Origin of the sequence: Paenibacillus mangrovi (assembly GCF_022898935.1) — a bacterium.
In the GTDB taxonomy this organism is placed as follows: Bacteria; Bacillota; Bacilli; order Paenibacillales; family Paenibacillaceae; genus Paenibacillus_AQ; species Paenibacillus_AQ mangrovi.
The window spans coordinates 69,194-88,150 of record NZ_JALIRP010000007.1 but is presented as its reverse complement, the minus strand read 5'-3'; the positions used below and the strand labels follow the sequence as shown (position 1 = coordinate 88,150).

20 protein-coding genes and 1 pseudogene are annotated in these 18,957 nt (G+C 45.5%); 17 read left to right on the top strand and 4 right to left on the bottom strand.

The genetic code is table 11. The features are described from left to right. Positions 1-2 precede the first annotated feature (2 nt). From MUG84_RS27335 to MUG84_RS17510, 7 genes are read left to right on the top strand one after another with little or no spacing between them, the layout of a single operon-like run. Positions 3-1,148 carry a DUF3880 domain-containing protein gene (locus MUG84_RS27335; protein ID WP_280521382.1) on the top strand — a complete coding sequence of 382 codons (1,146 nt, stop codon included), beginning with the start codon at positions 3-5 and terminating at the stop codon, positions 1,146-1,148. A gap of 31 nt (positions 1,149-1,179) precedes the next feature. Continuing rightward, on the top strand, positions 1,180-1,878 hold the full coding sequence (locus MUG84_RS17535) for a polysaccharide deacetylase family protein (protein ID WP_244727081.1): 699 nt from the start codon (positions 1,180-1,182) through the stop codon (positions 1,876-1,878). A gap of 5 nt (positions 1,879-1,883) precedes the next feature. Then, positions 1,884-2,672 (top strand): hypothetical protein, encoded by a 789-nt coding sequence (locus tag MUG84_RS17530; protein ID WP_244727079.1) that lies wholly within the window; start codon positions 1,884-1,886, stop codon positions 2,670-2,672. After that, positions 2,669-3,661: a CgeB family protein gene (locus tag MUG84_RS17525; RefSeq protein ID WP_483310670.1), complete on the top strand. Its 993-nt coding sequence runs from the start codon at positions 2,669-2,671 to the stop codon at positions 3,659-3,661. Before MUG84_RS17530 ends, MUG84_RS17525 begins: the two co-directional genes overlap by 4 nt. Before the next feature lie 12 nt (positions 3,662-3,673). Then, positions 3,674-4,231: an acyltransferase gene (locus MUG84_RS17520; RefSeq protein WP_244727074.1), complete on the top strand. Its 558-nt coding sequence runs from the start codon at positions 3,674-3,676 to the stop codon at positions 4,229-4,231. An 18-nt stretch (positions 4,232-4,249) separates the two neighbouring features. Then, positions 4,250-5,344, top strand: a complete 1,095-nt coding sequence (locus MUG84_RS17515) for a DegT/DnrJ/EryC1/StrS family aminotransferase (protein ID WP_244727072.1) — start codon at positions 4,250-4,252, stop codon at positions 5,342-5,344. 49 nt (positions 5,345-5,393) lie between these two features. Next, positions 5,394-6,482, top strand: a complete 1,089-nt coding sequence (locus MUG84_RS17510) for a glycosyltransferase family 2 protein (protein ID WP_244727069.1) — start codon at positions 5,394-5,396, stop codon at positions 6,480-6,482. Positions 6,483-6,583: 101 nt separating this feature from the next. Here MUG84_RS17510 and MUG84_RS17505 read toward each other — a convergent pair. Further along, positions 6,584-6,924: pseudogene (locus tag MUG84_RS17505) on the bottom strand (hypothetical protein); the annotation flags it as partial. Here MUG84_RS17505 and MUG84_RS27670 point away from each other — a divergent pair. Further along, the gene (locus tag MUG84_RS27670) at positions 6,820-7,089 is read left to right on the top strand and encodes an ATP-binding protein (protein ID WP_425313236.1); all 270 of its coding nucleotides are present in this window, start codon (positions 6,820-6,822) and stop codon (positions 7,087-7,089) included. The pseudogene MUG84_RS17505 and the gene MUG84_RS27670 overlap by 105 nt on opposite strands. Positions 7,090-7,093: 4 nt before the next feature. On the opposite strand, the gene MUG84_RS17495 is transcribed toward MUG84_RS27670, so the two are convergent. Then, positions 7,094-7,486 (bottom strand): NlpC/P60 family protein, encoded by a 393-nt coding sequence (locus tag MUG84_RS17495; protein WP_244727067.1) that lies wholly within the window; start codon positions 7,484-7,486, stop codon positions 7,094-7,096. A 17-nt stretch (positions 7,487-7,503) separates the two neighbouring features. On the opposite strand from MUG84_RS17495, the gene MUG84_RS17490 reads away from it, so the two are divergent. From MUG84_RS17490 to MUG84_RS17450, 9 genes are all read left to right on the top strand, one after another. Then, on the top strand, positions 7,504-7,686 hold the full coding sequence (locus MUG84_RS17490) for a GyrI-like domain-containing protein (protein WP_342346128.1): 183 nt from the start codon (positions 7,504-7,506) through the stop codon (positions 7,684-7,686). Positions 7,687-7,859: 173 nt separating this feature from the next. Beyond that, positions 7,860-8,255 (top strand): hypothetical protein, encoded by a 396-nt coding sequence (locus tag MUG84_RS17485; RefSeq protein ID WP_244727062.1) that lies wholly within the window; start codon positions 7,860-7,862, stop codon positions 8,253-8,255. 162 nt (positions 8,256-8,417) lie between these two features. Beyond that, positions 8,418-9,065 carry a GntR family transcriptional regulator gene (locus MUG84_RS17480; RefSeq protein WP_244727060.1) on the top strand — a complete coding sequence of 216 codons (648 nt, stop codon included), beginning with the start codon at positions 8,418-8,420 and terminating at the stop codon, positions 9,063-9,065. Between the two features lie 152 nt (positions 9,066-9,217). After that, positions 9,218-10,213 (top strand): metallophosphoesterase family protein, encoded by a 996-nt coding sequence (locus MUG84_RS17475; protein WP_244727058.1) that lies wholly within the window; start codon positions 9,218-9,220, stop codon positions 10,211-10,213. A gap of 5 nt (positions 10,214-10,218) precedes the next feature. Further along, the gene (locus MUG84_RS17470; RefSeq protein ID WP_244727056.1) at positions 10,219-11,043 is read left to right on the top strand and encodes a metallophosphoesterase family protein; all 825 of its coding nucleotides are present in this window, start codon (positions 10,219-10,221) and stop codon (positions 11,041-11,043) included. A 48-nt stretch (positions 11,044-11,091) separates the two neighbouring features. Then, positions 11,092-12,447, top strand: a complete 1,356-nt coding sequence (locus MUG84_RS17465) for an ABC transporter substrate-binding protein (RefSeq protein WP_244727054.1) — start codon at positions 11,092-11,094, stop codon at positions 12,445-12,447. A gap of 78 nt (positions 12,448-12,525) precedes the next feature. Then, on the top strand, positions 12,526-13,497 hold the full coding sequence (locus MUG84_RS17460; protein ID WP_244727052.1) for a carbohydrate ABC transporter permease: 972 nt from the start codon (positions 12,526-12,528) through the stop codon (positions 13,495-13,497). A gap of 12 nt (positions 13,498-13,509) precedes the next feature. Then, positions 13,510-14,331, top strand: a complete 822-nt coding sequence (locus MUG84_RS17455) for a carbohydrate ABC transporter permease (protein ID WP_244727049.1) — start codon at positions 13,510-13,512, stop codon at positions 14,329-14,331. Next, entirely contained in the window at positions 14,331-15,071 is a 741-nt protein-coding gene (locus tag MUG84_RS17450; protein WP_244727047.1) for a tyrosine-protein phosphatase, read from the top strand. Before MUG84_RS17455 ends, MUG84_RS17450 begins: the two co-directional genes overlap by 1 nt. A gap of 141 nt (positions 15,072-15,212) precedes the next feature. On the opposite strand, the gene shc is transcribed toward MUG84_RS17450, so the two are convergent. Together shc and MUG84_RS17440 are read right to left on the bottom strand one after the other, a co-directional pair. After that, entirely contained in the window at positions 15,213-17,105 is a 1,893-nt protein-coding gene (gene shc / locus MUG84_RS17445; RefSeq protein ID WP_244727045.1) for a squalene--hopene cyclase, read from the bottom strand. A 134-nt stretch (positions 17,106-17,239) separates the two neighbouring features. Then, positions 17,240-18,649 carry an amino acid permease gene (locus MUG84_RS17440; protein ID WP_244727043.1) on the bottom strand — a complete coding sequence of 470 codons (1,410 nt, stop codon included), beginning with the start codon at positions 18,647-18,649 and terminating at the stop codon, positions 17,240-17,242. Between the last annotated feature and the right edge of the window lie 308 nt (positions 18,650-18,957).

Genomic DNA, 18,957 nt, shown 5'->3' with positions numbered 1-18,957 from the left:
AAATGCGAATACTTTTTTTTGAAAGTAACTGGGCTAACGTGACCGGTTTACCTGAGGGATTTCGAGATTTAGGAATCAAACTAAAGGTTTCAGGTCCATTAACAGAAGAAAACATACCTGTGCTTATTCGTAAATATAGACCGGATCTAATATTGACCATGGGATGGGGGTCAGAACAAAAGGTCCGAACTCAGCAATGGATTAGAAAGTATGTTAAACTTTTTCGAATTCCACTGGTGTACTGGGCAACGGAAGATCCGCATTTTACCCATACGTTTACGATCCCTCTAATCCATCGGATGAAACCGGATTTTGTCTTTACTTTGACACCTGAAAATGTGGCTCTATATCAATCGATGGGGATCCCATCAGCACATATGGACTTTGGTTACCATCCAAGTGTACATCATCCTGCGGAAGCAACCGATAAATATAAATGCTCAATTGCCATTGTTGCTAATGCTTACCCGGAAGTTCTTCGCAGTTCGCCGCAGCATTACCGCCATCATTCTCTTCAAACGCTTCTACAACCTCTGTTGGAATCTAATATTCGTGTGGATATATGGGGGAAATCCTGGGATGAGATGCACACCCTGGGTTATGACATACCGAAGGAATGGATTCGTGGGTTCCTGCCCTATGGAGAAGCGAACAAAGTATACAGCTCCGCATCTATTGTTCTGGGGCTTCAAAACTATACGACGCAAGTGACCCGTCGTACGCGCGAAATTCTCGCTTCTGGCGGTTTTCTGCTCACCTCCGATACACCGGCAATAAGACGTTTGTACCGGCTTGGCAAGGAGTTAGTCATATCCAATTCACCTGAAGAAACAGTTAAATTAGTCCATTATTATCTGAATCACCCGGAGAAAAGAGAGAAAATACGTGCAAAAGCAAGAGCTGCTGTACTCAACGATACTTACACGCTCCGCGCCCAATATATGCTTGATGTGTTACAAAGACATGGAATTCTAACAAGCGACAAAGATTACGAGCGCTATGATTATGATTTCTACACCGTAGCTAAGGGAGACTCGCTATGGTCCATAGCCAAAAAGTTTGGAACCACGGTCAATGAACTAAAGAGTAATAACGGATTGACAGAAGATATCATTTATCCGAAGCAAGTGCTGATTATTCACAAATAAATTGAACTTGTTCCCGGAGGAGGAGTTTCTTTTGCCTGATAGCAAATCGGATAGTCAATGGATCATTCTCAAAGCAGACGATTTGATCTATGACTCCGTTCATACGTTACCGGCTGGTTTTAACAAGTTTATAGAATATATTTCGCGAAAACAAATTAAAGCATCGCTCGGGATCATCGGCAGATCATTGGAAACAGATGTTACCGCGTACTTCGATGCTCTACAAGAGATTCATTCCTCTGGATTATTTGAAATTTGGAATCATGGGTACCAGCATCTGCTGCGTGGGCGTAAGGTTCGGGGGGAAATGTTTGATGAGTTTCAGAATACATCATCAGAATATCAATACGATAACATGCTGAAAACACAACAACTCGCGAAGACGAAACTGGGCATAACCCTTCGAACGTTTGGCGCTCCCGGAAATGCGATTGATGATAACACCGTAAAGGCGATCGAACAAATCGATGAAATCAAAGTCTGGCTTTTCGGCAAACCGTCCGGAAAGCTTGTACTGTATAGGTACTGCGACATCGAATACCCGACCTTAAAACCCGATTATTCAAAGTTTGTAGAACATTATACGACTCAAAGGGATTACCTTGTGCTGCAAGTTCATCCGAAGGAATGGAGCAAGGAGGATTTTATGGAATTCGAAAAAATAATAGATTTCTTACTCACTAAAGATGTCGCGTTTATTACCCCGTATGATTTTTATTTGAGAAGGTGAGTTTTATGTTCCCTACGGCAAACATTGATTTCCGATTAAATAACGGTCATTGTATTCACTCCCCCGAATGTCAAAGATTTTCGAAAGAAGTAGTCTATCAAAAATTTGTTATAGGACGATATTTGGGGGTTGGACAGATCGCGAATGATCAGTGTCCATCAGCCTTGATCCCGGTTAAGAATCTTACGTATGATCATTATTTGATGAAGGTCAAGAAAATAAATAAGGGTCGTACCTTACGAACTGCGCAAATAGCAGATAAGCAAGATTATTATTGCAAGCCTTTCGTAAGAGAGCAGTTCATACCGGATATAGTAGAGATTCATTTCAGTAAGGAAATACGCAGTGGCGGACCCTTAACCGGTTATTATAAAAAGTCTGTTGAGGAGATGGGTGGAGCTCCTTCGGCGCCTCATAAGTTATCGCTTCCTAGCTGCCCAAATCATTACGAAATGATGTGGGGGATCTTTAAACCGATTCCTGGTTATCAACAAGGAAGTGTAGTAACGAACGAAAAGTTGCTTGCCTATATCTGTTTGGAGCGAATTGGAAATCTTGCTTATTACGCGCTTATTATCGGTCATGGAGATTATTTGAATGATGGAATTATGTATCGTTTACATTTTGCCGTCATGGAATGGATTTGTAATGCCGGCAATCCTTATTCTCAAGGACTGGATTATATCATGTATGCAGGTTATTACCACGAAAATCCTGGATTGATGTTTTGGAGGAAATTAACAGGTTTCGAAGCGGCATATCTCGTAACAGATCAGAGTGATTTTAACCCATGAGAATACTCGCTCAAATGACGTATGATGTTTTTCGTCTACCCTTAGGATGGGCATTAGAGTCCATGGGCCATGAAGTATATTATCTCAATACGATAAGCAAACCTTTAATGGAAGAAGCGATTCTAACATATAAACCAGATATGTTATTCGATATGGGGTGGGATATCGAGCATTGGAATTCGGATCTCAGGACGGAAATTGTAAAACAACATCAATTATTTCATGTGTATTTTGCCGAGGAGGACTATTTATCGTATGAGAGATGGTCCAAGCAATATGTAACGGCTACGAAACCGGATTTTGTATTAACGAGAAGTGAAGATTGCATTCCAAAATATAAAGAAATGGGAATTAAGGCTGCCTACTTGGATGTCGGCATTGTACCGGAATTTCACAGGCCGATGCCGTACGACTCCAGATATGCATGCGAGGTATCTGTTGTCGATCATTTCTCATACAAACCAAATGTTTTTCTTCATAAGAGCCTATCTGATTTAATTATTCCTCTGTTCGATCAACCATTCGACACTAAAATATGGGGGAAGAAATGGAATACAGAGGCCGTGCGATATTTTGGAAAGCAGCCGCCTGCTCACCTATTGCAAGGCATATTGCCTTTCCACCATACTCCGATCGTGTACAGCTCCGCCAAAATTAATATCAGCCCTCAAAACGTATTTGATCAGATCAGCAATCGTACCTACGATATTTTGAGTTCGGGAGCCTTCCTGTTGACTTCGGATACACCGGGAGTCCGAGATAAACTGCAAGTTGGAGTTCATTGTGATGTGTCTGGCTCACCTGAAGAAACGATTGAGAAAATATCCTTCTATTTAAAACATGAAAATGCAAGACAAAAAATAGCTAAAACAGGCATGCTGTATGCCAGGGAGAGGTTTTCGTACAAAAATACGCTCCAAAAGGTTTGGCCAGAGATAGAAAGGGCACTGCAAAGACATCATTCATCGGTTCAAAAGGATAATGGATGAGGGGTGGGAGCGATGACATATTATGTTCATCCGAAAGCTTTAGTCGAATCAATGGAAATTGGCCCTAAAACTAGAATTTGGGCGTTTGCACACATTTCCTCAGGGGTTGTCATCGGGGAGAACTGCAACATTTGCGACCATACCTATATTGAGAGTCATGTAAGGATCGGAAACAACGTGACGATAAAATCCGGCGTGTATATTTGGGATGGTGTTCACATCCACGATAACGTGTTTATTGGTCCTAATGTTACTTTTACCAATGACTTAAGGCCAAGATCCAAATGTTATCCGGACAGATATGAGGAGACGATTGTAGAGCAGGGGGCTTCCATTGGTGCCAATGCTACGATTGTCGCGGGAAATCATATTGGAAAATATGCCATGGTCGGCGCGGGCTCCGTCGTGACGAAGGCTATACCGAATAACACGTTGTGGTATGGGAATCCTGCCGTATTCAGAAGCTTTATTTGCGATTGCGGAGAAAAATTGGATGATCGCTTATTTTGTGCTAAATGCAGTTGTCATTACAAAATGAAAACCGGCGGACTTGAGCGAATCACATCATAGAAGAGAGGTGTCATACACGTGGTTCCCTTTCTTGATTTACAAGCCGTTAACACCCGTTTCCAACAGGAAATTGAAGATGCGTTCGAACGAGTTCTAAGCAGCGGTATGTATATTTTAGGGAACGAAGTCAAGGCCTTCGAACAGGAATATGCAGCTTTTTGCAAGGTAAAGCACTGCATAGGCGTTTCAGATGGGCTGAACGCATTAAAACTGGCGATTCAAGCCTACCATATCGGAAAAGATGATGAAGTCATCGTTCCTGCTAATACTTTTATTGCTTCGATTCTAGCCATATCTGCCAATGGAGCATTGCCTGTATTGGTAGAACCAGATCCGGACAGTTATCATATTCGGGCTAGTGAAATTGAAAAAAAGATTACGAGAAAGACAAAAGCGATTATGGTCGTGCATCTGTATGGTCAGATCGCAGAGATGGACGAAATATTATCGATCGCAGCGAAATATAACCTGATTGTGATCGAAGATGCTGCACAGGCTCATGGCGCCTATTATAAAGGCAAACGTGCCGGAAGTTTAGGAGATAGTGCAGGATTCAGCTTTTACCCAGGCAAAAATCTTGGCGCCATGGGAGATGGAGGCGCAGTAACGACGAATAATGATGTTTTAGCCGAGCGCCTTAAAGCTCTTCGGAACTATGGTTCTCAAATCAAATATGAAAATATCTATAAAGGAATGAACAGTAGATTAGATGAACTCCAGGCAGCCGTCTTAAGGATCAAGCTGAAGCATCTGGATGAAGACAATCAAAAAAGGCGTCTGGTCGCAGAATTTTATAGAAAAAATATTGATAATCGACAGGTGGTTCTTCCAGAATTGTACGGGAATGATGTAAGCAGACATGTATGGCACTTATTTGTGATTCGGACGATGGACAGATATAAATTGTCCAAGTATCTACGGGGGAAAGGAATTGAGACGTTAATTCATTACCCGATTCCGCCTCATAAACAGAAAGCCTATGCAGAGTGGCACGATCGCGTCTACCCAATAACAGAAAAACTGCATAATGAAGTGTTAAGTCTGCCTATTAGCCCGGTAATGTCTGAAGAGCAAATGGAATTGGTCGTGGAAGCTATGAATGCATTCAAATGATTAAGAAAATGAGGAATGCCATTCATCTGTAAAGAGGTGTCCATTTCACATGAAGGATAAAACAAGGGTATCCGGTTTTTTAGATCCATTCAGCTTGGAATGCTTCAGAGATCTATGTGATTTACACCAAATCGATCTTAAATCCTGGAGACAGCATATCGCAGATGTACAGCCCGATATTCTTCTAGTGGTATCTGCATCGAAAGATTGGAAATCTAATAAAAACAAACTGCTTCGGATCCTTGAACACTGCAAAAACAACGGGATGGAAACAGTTTTTATATCTGTAAATCATAAAATAAGTGATCGGATTAAGGAAGTCAGCACTAGAATCTATGATTTGCCGATGAACTATAAGACGGTCCAGCAAGATCCGTCTGCGATATCTTTATATAAAAAAAGAGTTCAACAATTTATTGGGAGACAATTGGCGGAACAGAAGGAGAATGAGGCTGTATCTGTCATCACCTGCACAAAGCGCGAGCATCTTATTGAAAATGTATTTGCTAACTATATCCGACAGGAATGGGCCGCTAAAGAATTAATTATCATCTTGAATAACAATGAAATGGATATCTCGAAATGGAAAGAAAAGGCTGCCACTTATGAAGGGATTACCGTATATCAGGTCCCCGAAGATCAAAATTTAGGGGCATGTCTGAACTTTGGCGTTTCACGTGCAAAATATGATTATATTGCGAAACTGGATGATGATGATTATTATGCGCCGTTTTATTTGACCGATATGATGCATGCTTTTGGTGAATCGGACGCGGATATTGTGGGGAAGAGAGCATTTTTTATTTATTTTGAAAGGAAGAAATGTTTGGCGTTGAAGTATCCAGATAGGCAAAACAGGTATGTAAGTCATCTCGCTGGAGCTACTCTCGTTGTTAAAAAAAACGTATTTGATCATGTAACGTTCCGGACAGATATTGTCGTCGGTTCAGATTCATTATTTTTGAAGGATTGCAGGGAACAGGGCTTTAGATTTTTTGCGGCAGACAAATTTAACTATACTTGTATTCGAAGGCCTAAGTTCCATGAACATACATGGAAAGTAAAAGACAAAGAATTGCTGCACAAATGCCTCATCATGAACTGTGATGGAGATTATCAGTCTTGCGTTACGATTTGATCGTTATGACAACCTAGTCCCTATAAGGCCTGGTATGCGCCATTGGCTAAGCTGAATTTTTGGCTGAATCAGGTCATTATCCTATGAAGATATTCTTTCTATTACGAACCCCCGTATTTCCTTCTGTAGTGACTAAGTGTAAGAAGCGGCCAGATGTACCGATAGCTGTGATAGTGGGAATAAAAGTTGCCTGGGAGGCTAGCGCCTGTCGGATAAGAGGTCTTCCAATCATTTTCATGCAGAGATGTGATAAGTCTATGGATTCCTTGAACTACTGCTGGTGTTGGATGCGGCTGAATAGCGATAAGTGCGTCAAGTGCCCAGGCTGTTTGCACGTCTGCACGTAAGCAAAGTTTCCGAGATACTCCAAGGTGCGACCGGTAAGATCCGCCTCCGAGGGATCAATGGCAGCGGATTTGGCACCGTCGATGGCGAGCCAAGAAGCTTTTACCGGGTTGATAGCTCACGTCACCGAAAGACGGGGGGCACTGGTCTGGGACTTCCTATCGCGAAATCCATAGCCCAGGCGCATCAGGGATCGATTTCCATTGCGAGCACAGAGGGAGCGAGAACGGAAGTTATAGTGGAGATTCCTGTGGATCTGTAGTCAATTAGTCTCTATTTTCAGATCGGTGACCTTGATTTCTATGGCTTTGTTGACCGTGTGTTTTGATGATGAGAAACATAGCCTGGTTTGTTGAATCTGATTTCGGTGCAGCTTGTCCATTTGTTGGTATTACGCGGCGGGCTGTAACTGATCCCTTGGCACGTATGTGCCTACGGTAGATTGTTCTTTGGAAGAACGTGGGAGCGAAATAACCATTTTGTTTAAAAATATACTGAGTAAAAGATGAGCAATCAAAAGTACTTGTATCACCGGATTTCGACCCATATTTATAAGGGACTCCTAGATACTGCTTGCCTGTAGCAATAATTTGATCAGCTGTTGTTGCAGATGCGGCGTATACTGAGCTAGTAGGGAGAAGAACGCTGCCTGCTGGCAAGTCAACCGCAAATCTTAATGCGATTCCGATACATAATTTGCCGAAACGTTTCTTATATTAGAAAAGTACCTAATGGAATGGTTTCTCTAGCAGTTCCAAAACAAAAATATGCAGTCATTAGACATAAAGGTGCTAATTCTGAAATTAGAAATACATATGAAAAACTACACAAATGGATAGAAGAAAACAATTTAGAATGATTGCAAAGATCTTGGCATTTAGAGATAACAGATGAATGGGATTCTAACGAAATAACAGATCTTGAGATTGATTTATTTTGACAAAATTAAATGACTGGGGCGTCCTGATTACAACAACCTTACATCCAATTGGGGCGAAGAGAATAAACCTGGTTATTACGAGAGGAGGATAAATGGAAAAACTCATTAGTGCAAGACTATCAGGAAATATACTAGTTATTTCTTTGGTATTATTGGTCATTTTTCATATTTTAATACTGTTGAGAATCGTTCCTTATGAAACAGTGTGGGGCGGGCAAATCGTTGATTCATCATCTTTAATGATCTTAGAATGCATAGCGTTATTTTTAACAATAATGTTCATTTTAGTTATCTCAATAAAAATAGGTTACATAAAAACTAAAAGATTCATGAAAGCTAATAATATTGGTATATGGATAATGTTTGGATATTTTTCACTTAATACAATCGGGAATTTTGCCTCTGTGGTTTCTGTTGAAAAAATGATACTTGCACCAATAACAATACTGATGACACTTTTGGCATTCAGATTAGCGTTAGAGAAATGATGTATAGCAAAACCACTTTCCAACAGCCTATTAGTATTAAGATCATCCACCTAAGTTTTAGCTCTCCTAATCTACATCCTTAGGTCAGGTTGGAGACGGTCTTTTCAAAATTGGTCTGATTTGCTAACATTAAACTAAAAAAAGCAAAGGATTTGTGAGGAAATGTCTTCCCCAACATTGGAAACAAGGGCCTATCAGGAACTTCGCCGCAGAATCATTTATGCAGAATATTTGCCCGGAACGCTGTTGTCAGAAAATGATCTTGCTGAACAGCTGCAAATGAGCCGGACACCGATCAGAGCCGCTATCTCATTGCTGGTGACGGAGGGGTTTGTCGAATCGTTCCGAGGGCGTGGAGTGCTGGTGAAGGAAATTTCCTTTCGTGAATATGCGGAAATACTCGAAATGCTGATATCGATGCAGCTGTACGTCATCAACACAGCGGAGAGACGAGAGCTCACCTTCGATCTGCATACACTCCAGGAGCATCTTGAGCGCCAAATTCAGGCAAAGGAAGACGATAACGTACCTGCCTATTATGAGAGTTTCCTGCAGTTTATCGAAACGATTATTCGTACGCTTCATAACCAGCATATGCTGAGCGTAATGGAGCAGTCGAGAGGCAAGGTATTATTCAAAATGATTTCTTACCGCAAGCAATATCCCCAGTACAAGCCGCACAAATCACTGGAATCGAACCGCAAGGCGTATGAAGCGCTGGTCAAGGGAGATTTGAAAGCAGCCAGAGAAGCGGTATTGGAGACTTACACGGTCACATACGAAGATCTGATCATGAACGGAATCATATAAGGTGTACAAGGCGAGCTCTTATTTGGGCTCGTTTTTATTTATATTGAAATAAATTAACAAAAGTGATGCACTCGATTAACACACAACTTACATACAACCTGCATAATCATCTTGTAACGAGTTTTCAAAACCGAAGGGAGAGCGAATGGAAATTGACAACTCAATTGGAACGTAAACTTATTGAAATGTTTATAGACGAAAGCCGGATTGCCACAGACAAGCGACCTTGGTTTGGGCAATTGCCCGAAGGTTTGACTAACGATTTCTCCTTCGCCGTTATGGGCGACCGCTGCGGTATGATGACAGCTGGCGTGTTTGAGAAGGGACTGGAACTGCTTCAGGATCTGCGTCCGGATTTTGTTCTATTTGTCGGAGATCTGGTCGAGGGCTACTGGAAAGATGCGGCGAAGGCCTGTGAAGAATGGGAATACATCGACGCGAAAATCGCGGCAACCAGCCTGCCTTTCTTCCAGACAATTGGCAATCACGATTACGGAACGCAGGCTATGGTCGACGTATGGCGCGAGCGCAAAGGGATGGACTACTATGCTTTCCGTATCGGAGACTCCTTATTTCTAACGCTGAACACGGAAGATCCGTTTGATGCGATGCCGGACGAATTCATCGATGTCGTCAAACGTTCGACAGAAAAAGTCCACCAAGAGCCCGAACGCACGATGGAATATATGAAGGAGTTTTACGATGAGATCATAAGCCTTCTGACGCCGGAACAACAACAGGGAATGAATCATGTCAATGTAGGGATCAGCGCGCAGCAGCTTGCGTTTTTCGAGAAGGTACTGACGGAAAATGCAGACGCCAAGCATACCTTCGTCAGCATGCATAAGCCGGGCTGGAAGGCCGAAAGTGTGGAATTCGCCCGCCTCGAAGAACTACTTGCTGATCGGCCGTACACCGTTTTTGCCGGACATTTCCACTCGCTCGAATATTCGCAACAAGACAACCGTACTTATATTCAATTGGGCCGCACCGGAGCCGCCGCACATGGAACCGGAAGAGCCGACGACAACCTGATCTTGTGGGTTACGGTTCGCAGCGGTAGCGTTTCCTACCGGGTTATGCATTTGGACGGAGTGACCGATGTCGCTGCGTATCCGCCTCATTCGCATGAACAAAAGGAGGGGTGATGGGCGTGGAGACCATTCATTTTGCACATCTGACGGATATTCACATTAACGCTCCGGAAAAGAACAATCCGATGTTCGGTATTGACATGACGGCAAAGCTGCGCGCGGTTTTCGAGGATATTCGAAATTTGAAGACCAAACCGTCGTTTGTCTTGATCAGTGGCGATTTAACGCAGGATGGGGACCTGGAAGATTACCGTCATCTGAAGCGCCTCATCGATGAAGAATCCCGGAAAGCGGGTATTCCGGTGCATGTGGGCCTCGGTAATCATGACTTTCGAGCACCATTTCGCGAAGGATACTTGGAAGAAGTACCATCTGATGAGTCATATTACTACAGCTTCGTCGAACGTGGGCTCAGGATTGTGATGCTAAATACACAAGTTCAAGGTTCGCATGACGGGCATCTGGATGAAACTCAGCTTGACTGGCTTACGGAAACATTGAACGAACCAGCAGAACAGGGGAGTATCGTCGTGCTTCATCATCCGGTTACGGCAACGCCGACCGCGTTAATGGACAGCCATCTGCTGCAGAATCCCGAAGAACTTGCGAACGTCATCACTGGTCGTCACTTCATCGGACTGCTTTCCGGCCACATTCATTTTCACAACATCGGCAGTCTGAATGGCATTCCAAGCTGTGCGGCGACAGGCGTAGCGTTCGGACTTGATCCGACGTCACAGGATAGTATGATCTTTCTCGACAACAGCGGCTACAATCTCGTCACGGTCAAAAACGGACAAATGGCCGTTCAACCACGCTACTTACCGGGGGAACATCAGCTTTTGTTCGAATACAATTTGAAAAAGGATCCTGCTCACACTTGACCATAAATAAAAAATTAGCTCAATCCGAAAAGGGAGAGGTATAAATCCATGGCTGGCAAAAAAATATGGACGGCAGGCTTGCTGTCTCTAACGATTCTGGCAACCGCGGCTTGCGGGAACTCGGCAACGAACAATGCGGGGAACTCTAATGCAAATGGATCTACTACTGTCACGTCCGAATCAGCAGGCAAAGCAGCTTCAGGTGATAAGACCAAGATTACATTTTACAGCTACAATCTGGCAACAGCGTCACAAAAGGCAGGCACACAAAAGCTGATTGATGAATTTGAAGCAGCCAATCCGGATATCGAAGTTGAAGGCATTCCGGTCGCCTCGCCTGATATGACCGCTAAGGTACAGGCCGACATTGCGGCAGGATCGCCTCCGGACGTTGCGCAGCTCGTTTTTGACGGTCTAGATTACATTGCCAATAATTTTGGCGCAAAACCGCTGGAGGACATCGTTCCCGCGGACGAGCTGTCGCAAACTTTCGAAGGCTTCTCACCAAATGGTCTGAAGCTCGGACAACTGAACGGAAAAACATATGGATTGCCGTTTACGTTCAGTACGCCGGTTCTATTTTACAATGCCAAATTGTTCGAGGAAGCCGGACTTGATCCCAATAAGCCTCCGACCACGTGGGCGGAAGTGAAGAAGTACGCACTTCAAATCTCCGAAAAAACGAAGGCTTCCGGCGTTCATATCGGTGGCTCGGTTGGTAACGACTGGATCATTCAAGCGCTCATCGGCAGTAATGGCGGCAAAGTGCTTTCCGACGACCGGAAGACGATTGAATTCGGGAGCAAGGAGGCGGTCGGCGCCATTCAGATGTGGCAGGATATGGTCAGCAGCGGCGCAAGCGACAAGCTTAACGACGGCGAAGTTATCGAGGCGTTCAGCCAAGGGAAAGTCGGTATGCTGCTCTTTACCAGCGCATTACAAAGCGCGTTTCTGTCGGCGTCCGAGGCTGGCGGCTGGGAACTGAAGACGGCTGCGATGCCTTCCTTTGATGGTAAGCCAACGACTCCGGTCAACTCCGGCAGCGCGCTGTTCATTCTGTCGAACGATCCGGCTAAGCAGCAGGCGGCTTGGAAATTCCTCAAATTCGTCACCAGTGAACGTGGTTATACGATCATTACATCCGAAATTGGCTATTTGCCGCTTCGTCCGGCGATTGTCGATGACCCTCAGTACTTGAAAGGATGGGTGGAGAAAAATCCACTGATTAAGCCGAACCTGGAACAGCTCGATCGTCTTACGCCTTGGGTATCCTATCCCGGCCCGAACTGGTATCAGATTGAAACAATTTTGCTAGAAGCAGTTCAAAAGGCGACCCAATCGACCGATGATGTTATAGCCATTATGCAAGAAGCGCAGTCCCGGGCGCAGGCGCTCGTACGATAATGATGTGGCTTGAAGGCAGAAGGAGTGGACTCCTTCAGCCTTCAAGAATTTCTACTTACTCATGAAAGGAGAAAGCACGTGAATTATGATACGACGACTTCGCCGGTCTTACCAAATTCAAAAACGGGGTCGAAACCGCGGGAGAAACAACGAAAAGCGTTAAGAATCCGTATGAGCGGCATCAAGCCCTATTTATATTTGCTCCCAGTCGTGCTGTCGTTAGGGTTTTGGGTGTACCGTCCGCTGGTCCAAACATTTCAACTTAGCTTTTATGAGTGGAATCTGCTTCCGACTTCGCCGAAAACCTACGTTGGATGGCAAAATTTCGAAAATTTACTTACGCTGCCGGAAATGGGGAACGCCCTAAAGAATACGCTTATCTATACGATCGGCGTTATTCCGTTTTCATTGATTTTGCCTCTCCTTATCGCTATTTTTACGGACAACATCGGCAAACGATCTCGTAACGTGTATCGAGCTCTGATTTTCATCCCGATGATCATGGCTCCGGTAGCCGTTTCTTCGGTCTGGCGCTGGATTATGCACCCTACGAACGGCATTTTGAACCAGGCGCTCCAATACTTCGGACTTGACGAACCGATTCGGTTTTTTACTGACGAGCGGTGGGCGATATACTCTATCACTTTTATTACGGGCTGGAAGCTGATCGGGTTTAGCACTTTAATATTCTCTGCGGCGATGACCGGTATTAACAAAGAATATTACGAAGCAGCCAAAATCGATCGCGCAAACCGCTGGCAGATCATTCGCCACATTACGCTGCCACTGCTTTCACCATCCATTCTGTTTATGTCCATGCTGAGCATTTTGTTCGCATCGGAGTGGAGCTTCTCTTATATCAACGTATTGACACAAGGCGGCCCACTCGGATCAACCACAAATATTTACTATTTGCTGTGGCAATACGGCTTCCAAACGTTTGCAGTGGGCTGGAGCTCTGCGGCCGCTGTCGTGCTGTTTATCGGCTTCGGTTTGATCGCACTAGGTTTCATGAAACTGTCCAAACGGCTTTCGTTCTTTGACGACTAGGAGGGGACGACCATGAGTATGAAAAAAATCAATGCCTCCACGTTATTCAAGCATGCAATGTTGATCGCGCTATGTTTTTTGGCCGTGTTTCCGCTATATTGGATGATCAATACTTCATTCAAAACGGAAGGAGAAGTGTTCTCGGCCAGCCTTTGGCCAAAACATTGGACTTTCGACAACTATATTCAGGCATGGAATTCTATCCCGATGGCGCGGATGATCGGTAATTCGATGCTGGTCGCCATTTCCCAGACGGCTGCGCAGCTTTTAACGAGCATCCTCGCGGCATATGCGTTTACCCGTTGGAATTTTCGCGGCAGCAGTATTATTTACGGATTGATCGGATTGACATGGCTCGTTCCTTTCCAGGTGATTATGATTCCGAACTACGTCGTGATTAGCAATCTGGGGTGGAAGGATACTTTAACCGGGCTGATTGTTCCCAATATCGTTTCAGCGTTTGCGGTTATGCAGTTGTATAACGCCTTCAAGGCTTTTCCGAAAACACTAATAGAAGCCGCTCGTCTGGACGGGGCATCAGACTGGAGCGTGTTATGGTGCACGATTGTCCCGAATTTGAAAGCCTCGATCTCTTCTATCGGCATTTTGCTGTTCATTACATCGTGGAACGATTACTTCTGGCCGCTTCTGGTGACGAATAAACTGGAACACTCCACGATGCAAAAAGGGCTGCAAATGTTTATGTCCTCGGATGCAAATATGTGGGGACCGTTGATGGCAGCAACAACAATTGCAAGTCTCCCGGTTCTCATCATTTATTTACTGCTGCAAAGACAAATTATCGATTCCTTCGTGAAAGGCGGTTTGCGCTAATGTCATCAGTCACTCATTCCTTAGAAAGACGCCTGTCGTTATCAGGCGCATACAATGTCCGTGATCTCGGGGGTTACTCCACGATGGATGGACGAACAATCCACTGGGGACGTTTTTATCGGGCTGACGGTTTGCACAAGCTAACAGAAGACGATCAGAAAGCTCTGCTTGTTAGAGGGCTTCATACTGTGATCGATTTGAGACACGAACATGAACTGAAGCAATTCAAAAATGTTTTCTCTGATTCGAATGAAGTTGCTTATTACAATGTAAGTCTAGTTAATCCGGCTACGACGAACCGTAAGGATATTCATACCCTTGGCGATCTGTACATCGATATGCTGGACAACGTACAACCAGAACTGCTGCGCGTCTTCCAATTGCTGGCTTCGGGTGGCGGCCAGGCGGTATTATTCCACTGCTCCGCAGGCAAGGACCGCACAGGCGTTACGGCTGCGCTGCTCCTCGGTTTAGCGGGAGTGCCTGAGGAAACGATTATCGCCGACTACTCGTTGACTGGGGAATGCATTGCTCCGTTGATGGAGGAACTGCGCAAGGGTAAGCCTGAAGGCTTACCCGACGAGAGCTACGACAAGTTTCTCGGCAGCGATCCCGGTAACATGATCATGATGCTGGAGCATTTGAAGGCAAAATATGGCGGAGCAGAGAACTACTTGGCATCGATCGGCTTGACGGAGCCTGAGCTTAATGCGCTTCGGGCCAAACTTCTGGAAGAATAGTTAAATGACCGGGCTGACCAGGTTAAGTCATGAGCTCTTTTTCAGATTGGCAAATTGATAGGGGATACGATGTGTATTTAAAATAAACCGCCATTCTTGGCGGTTTATGTGTTCCAGAAGACTCCCGCAATCGGAGTTCTATTACGAACTCCCGTATTTCCTTCTGTAGTGACTAAGTGTAAGAAGCGGCCAGATATACCGGTAGCTGTGATAGTGGGAATAAAAGTTGCCTGGGAGGCCAGCGCCTGTCGGATAAGAAGACTTCCAATCATTTTCATGCAGAGATGTGATAAGTCTAAGAGTTCCTTGATCTATGGCTGGTGTTGGCTGCGGCTGAACAGCGATAAGTGCGTCAAGTGCCCAGGCTGTTTGAGAAGGTGTGCTTTCCACTAAAGGTACATATCGCATAAGCCGATCACTTTGACAGGATTCTCCCCAGCCTCCGTCCGCGTTTTGTATGCTTAAGAGCCAATTGGCTCCTTTTTGCAGCGCTTCATGGTTTGCCGGAAGGCCTGCAGCCTGTAAACCTGTTAATGCAGCCCACGTACCATAGATATAACAAACGCCCCATCTTCCGTACCACGAACCATCTCTCTCTTGATGATGAATCAGCCATTTCCTTCCCCGTTTGATGAATTCGTGTCGTGCATCAAGCCCGGCAAAGTTTCCGAGATACTCCAAGGTGCGACCGGTAAGATCCGCCTCCGCGGGATCAATGGCAGCGGATTTGGCACCGTCGATGGCGAGCCAAGAGAGCATTTCATTGTTGGTGTTTTTTTCAAAAGATGGCCATCCGCCGTCTTTATTTTGCATGGATAAAACCCAATTCAATCCGCGATTCCATGCTTCCTGATACGTTGGATCTGTATTCGACAAGCTATGAATGGCCCGTAAAGCTGCCGTTGTGTCATCCACGTCCGGATTGATCGTATTCGACTCGGAAAATCCCCAACCACCGGGTACTGTATTCGGATTATGAATGCTCCAATCGCCAAGTTTATGCTGCTGTCTGGACAGTAGATACGAAGCAGCACGTCGAATTGACGCATGATCACTGAGAGTCCCGGCACTCTGCAAAGCGTAGGCGATCAAAGCAGTATCCCACACGGTAGAAGGGGAGTTCTGCATCGTTGTTTTATCGTCAGAACGGCACTGCATCGCGGTGAGCCCCTGAATGGCGCGCGTGATGACCGGATGCTGCTGATCGTATTTCAATGCCAATAAGGCGAAAATCATGAGAATCGTACAACTGGCGTAGCTGTAAAGGGTACCGTCGGATTCAATACGCTGGAGCATAAACTGTTCCGCCTTGGTTGTAGCGGCTTCATGGATATAGCGGGGGGTGCCAATGAGTCTGCTTAACCCTGTTTGGATGTCGTCCTGCATTTCCTGATATCCTTGGGTGATTGGCTCATCTTTATCAAAACGCGGATCCAAGAGATCTGACAGATCAGGGGCATGAGCTGTTGTGATCGAAAAACGCCGGTCGGCCATGATAAGCAAAGGAGTAAGATGAACCCTTGAGTAGCCAGAAAACTCAAAAAAGTTAATGGGAAAATAGTTTGGGAAAAGTAGTATCTCAAGTGGGATCGATGAGATCGTTGAGGGCCATTTAATTTGCCCTGTAGCGGCGAGGATAGCTTTCGTCAAAATGCTGGTGACTTTTCCAAGACCGCCTTTGGATCGTATATAACGTTTAGCCCGCTGTATTGGCTCGTCTGTAGTTTTGCTGTGCCCGGAGTAGAGCAGGGCGTAATAGGCTTCAACCGATGCGGATAAGTTCCCTTCTTCCTCATCGGGATACAAGCTCCAGAAGCCACCCTGCTGCTGCTCGTTAAGGATGCGGTCATGCAGCTGCCTGATCAGGGCTTCATTCTGTACGTTCAATATCCGAAAGAGAATGATGACATATGCATCGATAACGATCCCGTTCTCAAAACAAAAATGCCAGGATCCATCTTGCTGCTGCTTCTGAATCAAGAATGCCGTCAGTCGCCCGATTTCCTCATCTACTGTGCTCAGCACATTGCCCATTCCGTGGGACCTCCGAAGTACGTCATATTTTTAACATTATATGATGCTGGGGAGGGGGAAATGTGGTGGTATTATTCCAATATAAAAAGGCGCCCATCTCATGATGGACGCCTTTCCTGCATTCAACGCTAAGCTTACATTTTTTTGTTTTGGACTTTCTGATATTGCAGCAGAAACGGATAAAATAGGATGCCGCTGACAATGAGTGCTAGTCCAAGCAGGAATGTCTTAAGATCCGCGGTACCCGCCACGATGACCCACAGTGAGTAGATGGCGGCCAAAGCCGCAATGATCCCCTCGGTCACCCGCTCCTTTTGCAACGAATAGGTTTCGCCCGTCCAGGTTAGCTTGAGGTGATAGAGAGATGCGATCAGATAAGGCAACAGATAGGCGAGCGTAGCGATATAGATGATAAAATCAAACGCTGACGAGATGGAACCTGAAATCGTGGACAGCAGCAAAATCTGGCCGAGTGCGTTAGAAATCCAGAGTGATGCCGTCGGCATGCCCTTGCTATTCTCCTTGGAAAAGGACGGCAGGAACACGCCCAGCTTGGCCGCCTGGAACGGCACCTCGCTACTCAGCAGCACCCATCCTATCGTGGATCCGAGCAGACTGATCAGTCCGAGGCCTGCTAGCAGCTTGCCGCCGATAGGGCCCAGTACGGTGGATATACCATCCACCAGCGGGTTCTGGGAAGCCATCAGTTGGTCCTGTGTCAGTAGTCCCATCGTCAGAATGCTGATGCCGACATACAGCACGATGGCGATCAGCAGCCCTGCGATGGTCGCACGGCGGATATCCTGCTTGCGGCGGGCACGTGCGGCAAAGACCATTGCGGATTCCACGCCGATAAAAGCCCACAGCGTTGCAATCGAGGCCGCGTTAACCTGAGAGAGTAGGCCCAGCGTCTCCCCGCTGTCATTGGTACGCGGAGCCAGGAAGGGCCCAATTTTGCTCTGTTCGAATGCAAAGAGAGCAATCACAATGAAGAGCGCAAATCCGATGACCTTGGTTATCGTAGCGATAAAATTCAACCGCCCTGCGCTCTTTATGCCTTTTAGACAGATGGCGTGCGTTCCCCACAGCAGAGCTGAGCAGACGAGGAACGTCAGGGCGTTGCCCGCTTTTAATGTGAAGTTCCCGATGGTTAGCCATTCCTTGTTACTGGTAAGTACCGGGAAGAAGGTGGACAGGTAACTCGCGAACGTCGTAATAACCGCCACAAAACCCGCGATATTGCCGATCCAGTATCCCCATGTGGACATAAAGCCGGCCAAGAGGGATCTGTGCGAACCTTCAGGAAACAGCTCCTTCGCATAGATTTGTGGGCCTCCGCTGAGCTCAGGCTTACGGACAGCCAGACTGCCGAAGACAAGCGCAAGCATGAGTACACCGAGTCCTGTAGCGGCCCAGGCAAGTATGACCCCGGCAGGACTCGCCGCTTGCGACAGAGATCGAGGCAGCATGAAGATTCCGGAACCTACCATGTTGCCGACCACGAGGGCGGTTAACATCCAGAATCCTAATTTATGTTTGGTCATGATGATAAACCCCTTCTGCAATATTTTGAAAAGTCACTGGTTAATATATAAAAAGTACTGACAGATACATATAATACACTTTCTTCTGGTAAAGCACCAGAGTAAATTTCAGGAGAGTGCTTATTTGTTGAAAAAAATCCTCCTTGCAAGAGAATTGGTTTCGCCATTACTCTTGTAAAGGAGGATGATATCTATAGCACGGAGTTCATTCCCATGATCATGAAGGAATCTAGAGGAGTGATACAAGGATGAACCAACATTTGCTGGCAAAGCCGACCCCACAGCAATTGAAATGGCAGGATTTAGAA

Excerpts from the sequence above, each read along its gene's own strand:
- MUG84_RS17465 (WP_244727054.1), top strand. The coding sequence starts at position 11,092 with ATGGCTGGCAAAAAAATATGGACGGCAGGCTTGCTGTCTCTAACGATT.
- MUG84_RS17450 (WP_244727047.1), top strand. The coding sequence starts at position 14,331 with ATGTCATCAGTCACTCATTCCTTAGAAAGACGCCTGTCGTTATCAGGC.
- MUG84_RS17440 (WP_244727043.1), bottom strand. The coding sequence starts at position 18,649 with ATGACCAAACATAAATTAGGATTCTGGATGTTAACCGCCCTCGTGGTC.
- MUG84_RS17490 (WP_342346128.1), top strand. The coding sequence starts at position 7,504 with ATGCGATTCCGATACATAATTTGCCGAAACGTTTCTTATATTAGAAAA.
- MUG84_RS17485 (WP_244727062.1), top strand. The coding sequence starts at position 7,860 with ATGGAAAAACTCATTAGTGCAAGACTATCAGGAAATATACTAGTTATT.
- MUG84_RS17455 (WP_244727049.1), top strand. The coding sequence starts at position 13,510 with ATGAGTATGAAAAAAATCAATGCCTCCACGTTATTCAAGCATGCAATG.
- MUG84_RS27335 (WP_280521382.1), top strand. The coding sequence starts at position 3 with ATGCGAATACTTTTTTTTGAAAGTAACTGGGCTAACGTGACCGGTTTA.
- MUG84_RS17525 (WP_483310670.1), top strand. The coding sequence starts at position 2,669 with ATGAGAATACTCGCTCAAATGACGTATGATGTTTTTCGTCTACCCTTA.
- MUG84_RS17480 (WP_244727060.1), top strand. The coding sequence starts at position 8,418 with ATGTCTTCCCCAACATTGGAAACAAGGGCCTATCAGGAACTTCGCCGC.
- MUG84_RS17530 (WP_244727079.1), top strand. The coding sequence starts at position 1,884 with ATGTTCCCTACGGCAAACATTGATTTCCGATTAAATAACGGTCATTGT.
- shc (WP_244727045.1), bottom strand. The coding sequence starts at position 17,105 with ATGGGCAATGTGCTGAGCACAGTAGATGAGGAAATCGGGCGACTGACG.
- MUG84_RS17520 (WP_244727074.1), top strand. The coding sequence starts at position 3,674 with ATGACATATTATGTTCATCCGAAAGCTTTAGTCGAATCAATGGAAATT.
- MUG84_RS17510 (WP_244727069.1), top strand. The coding sequence starts at position 5,394 with ATGAAGGATAAAACAAGGGTATCCGGTTTTTTAGATCCATTCAGCTTG.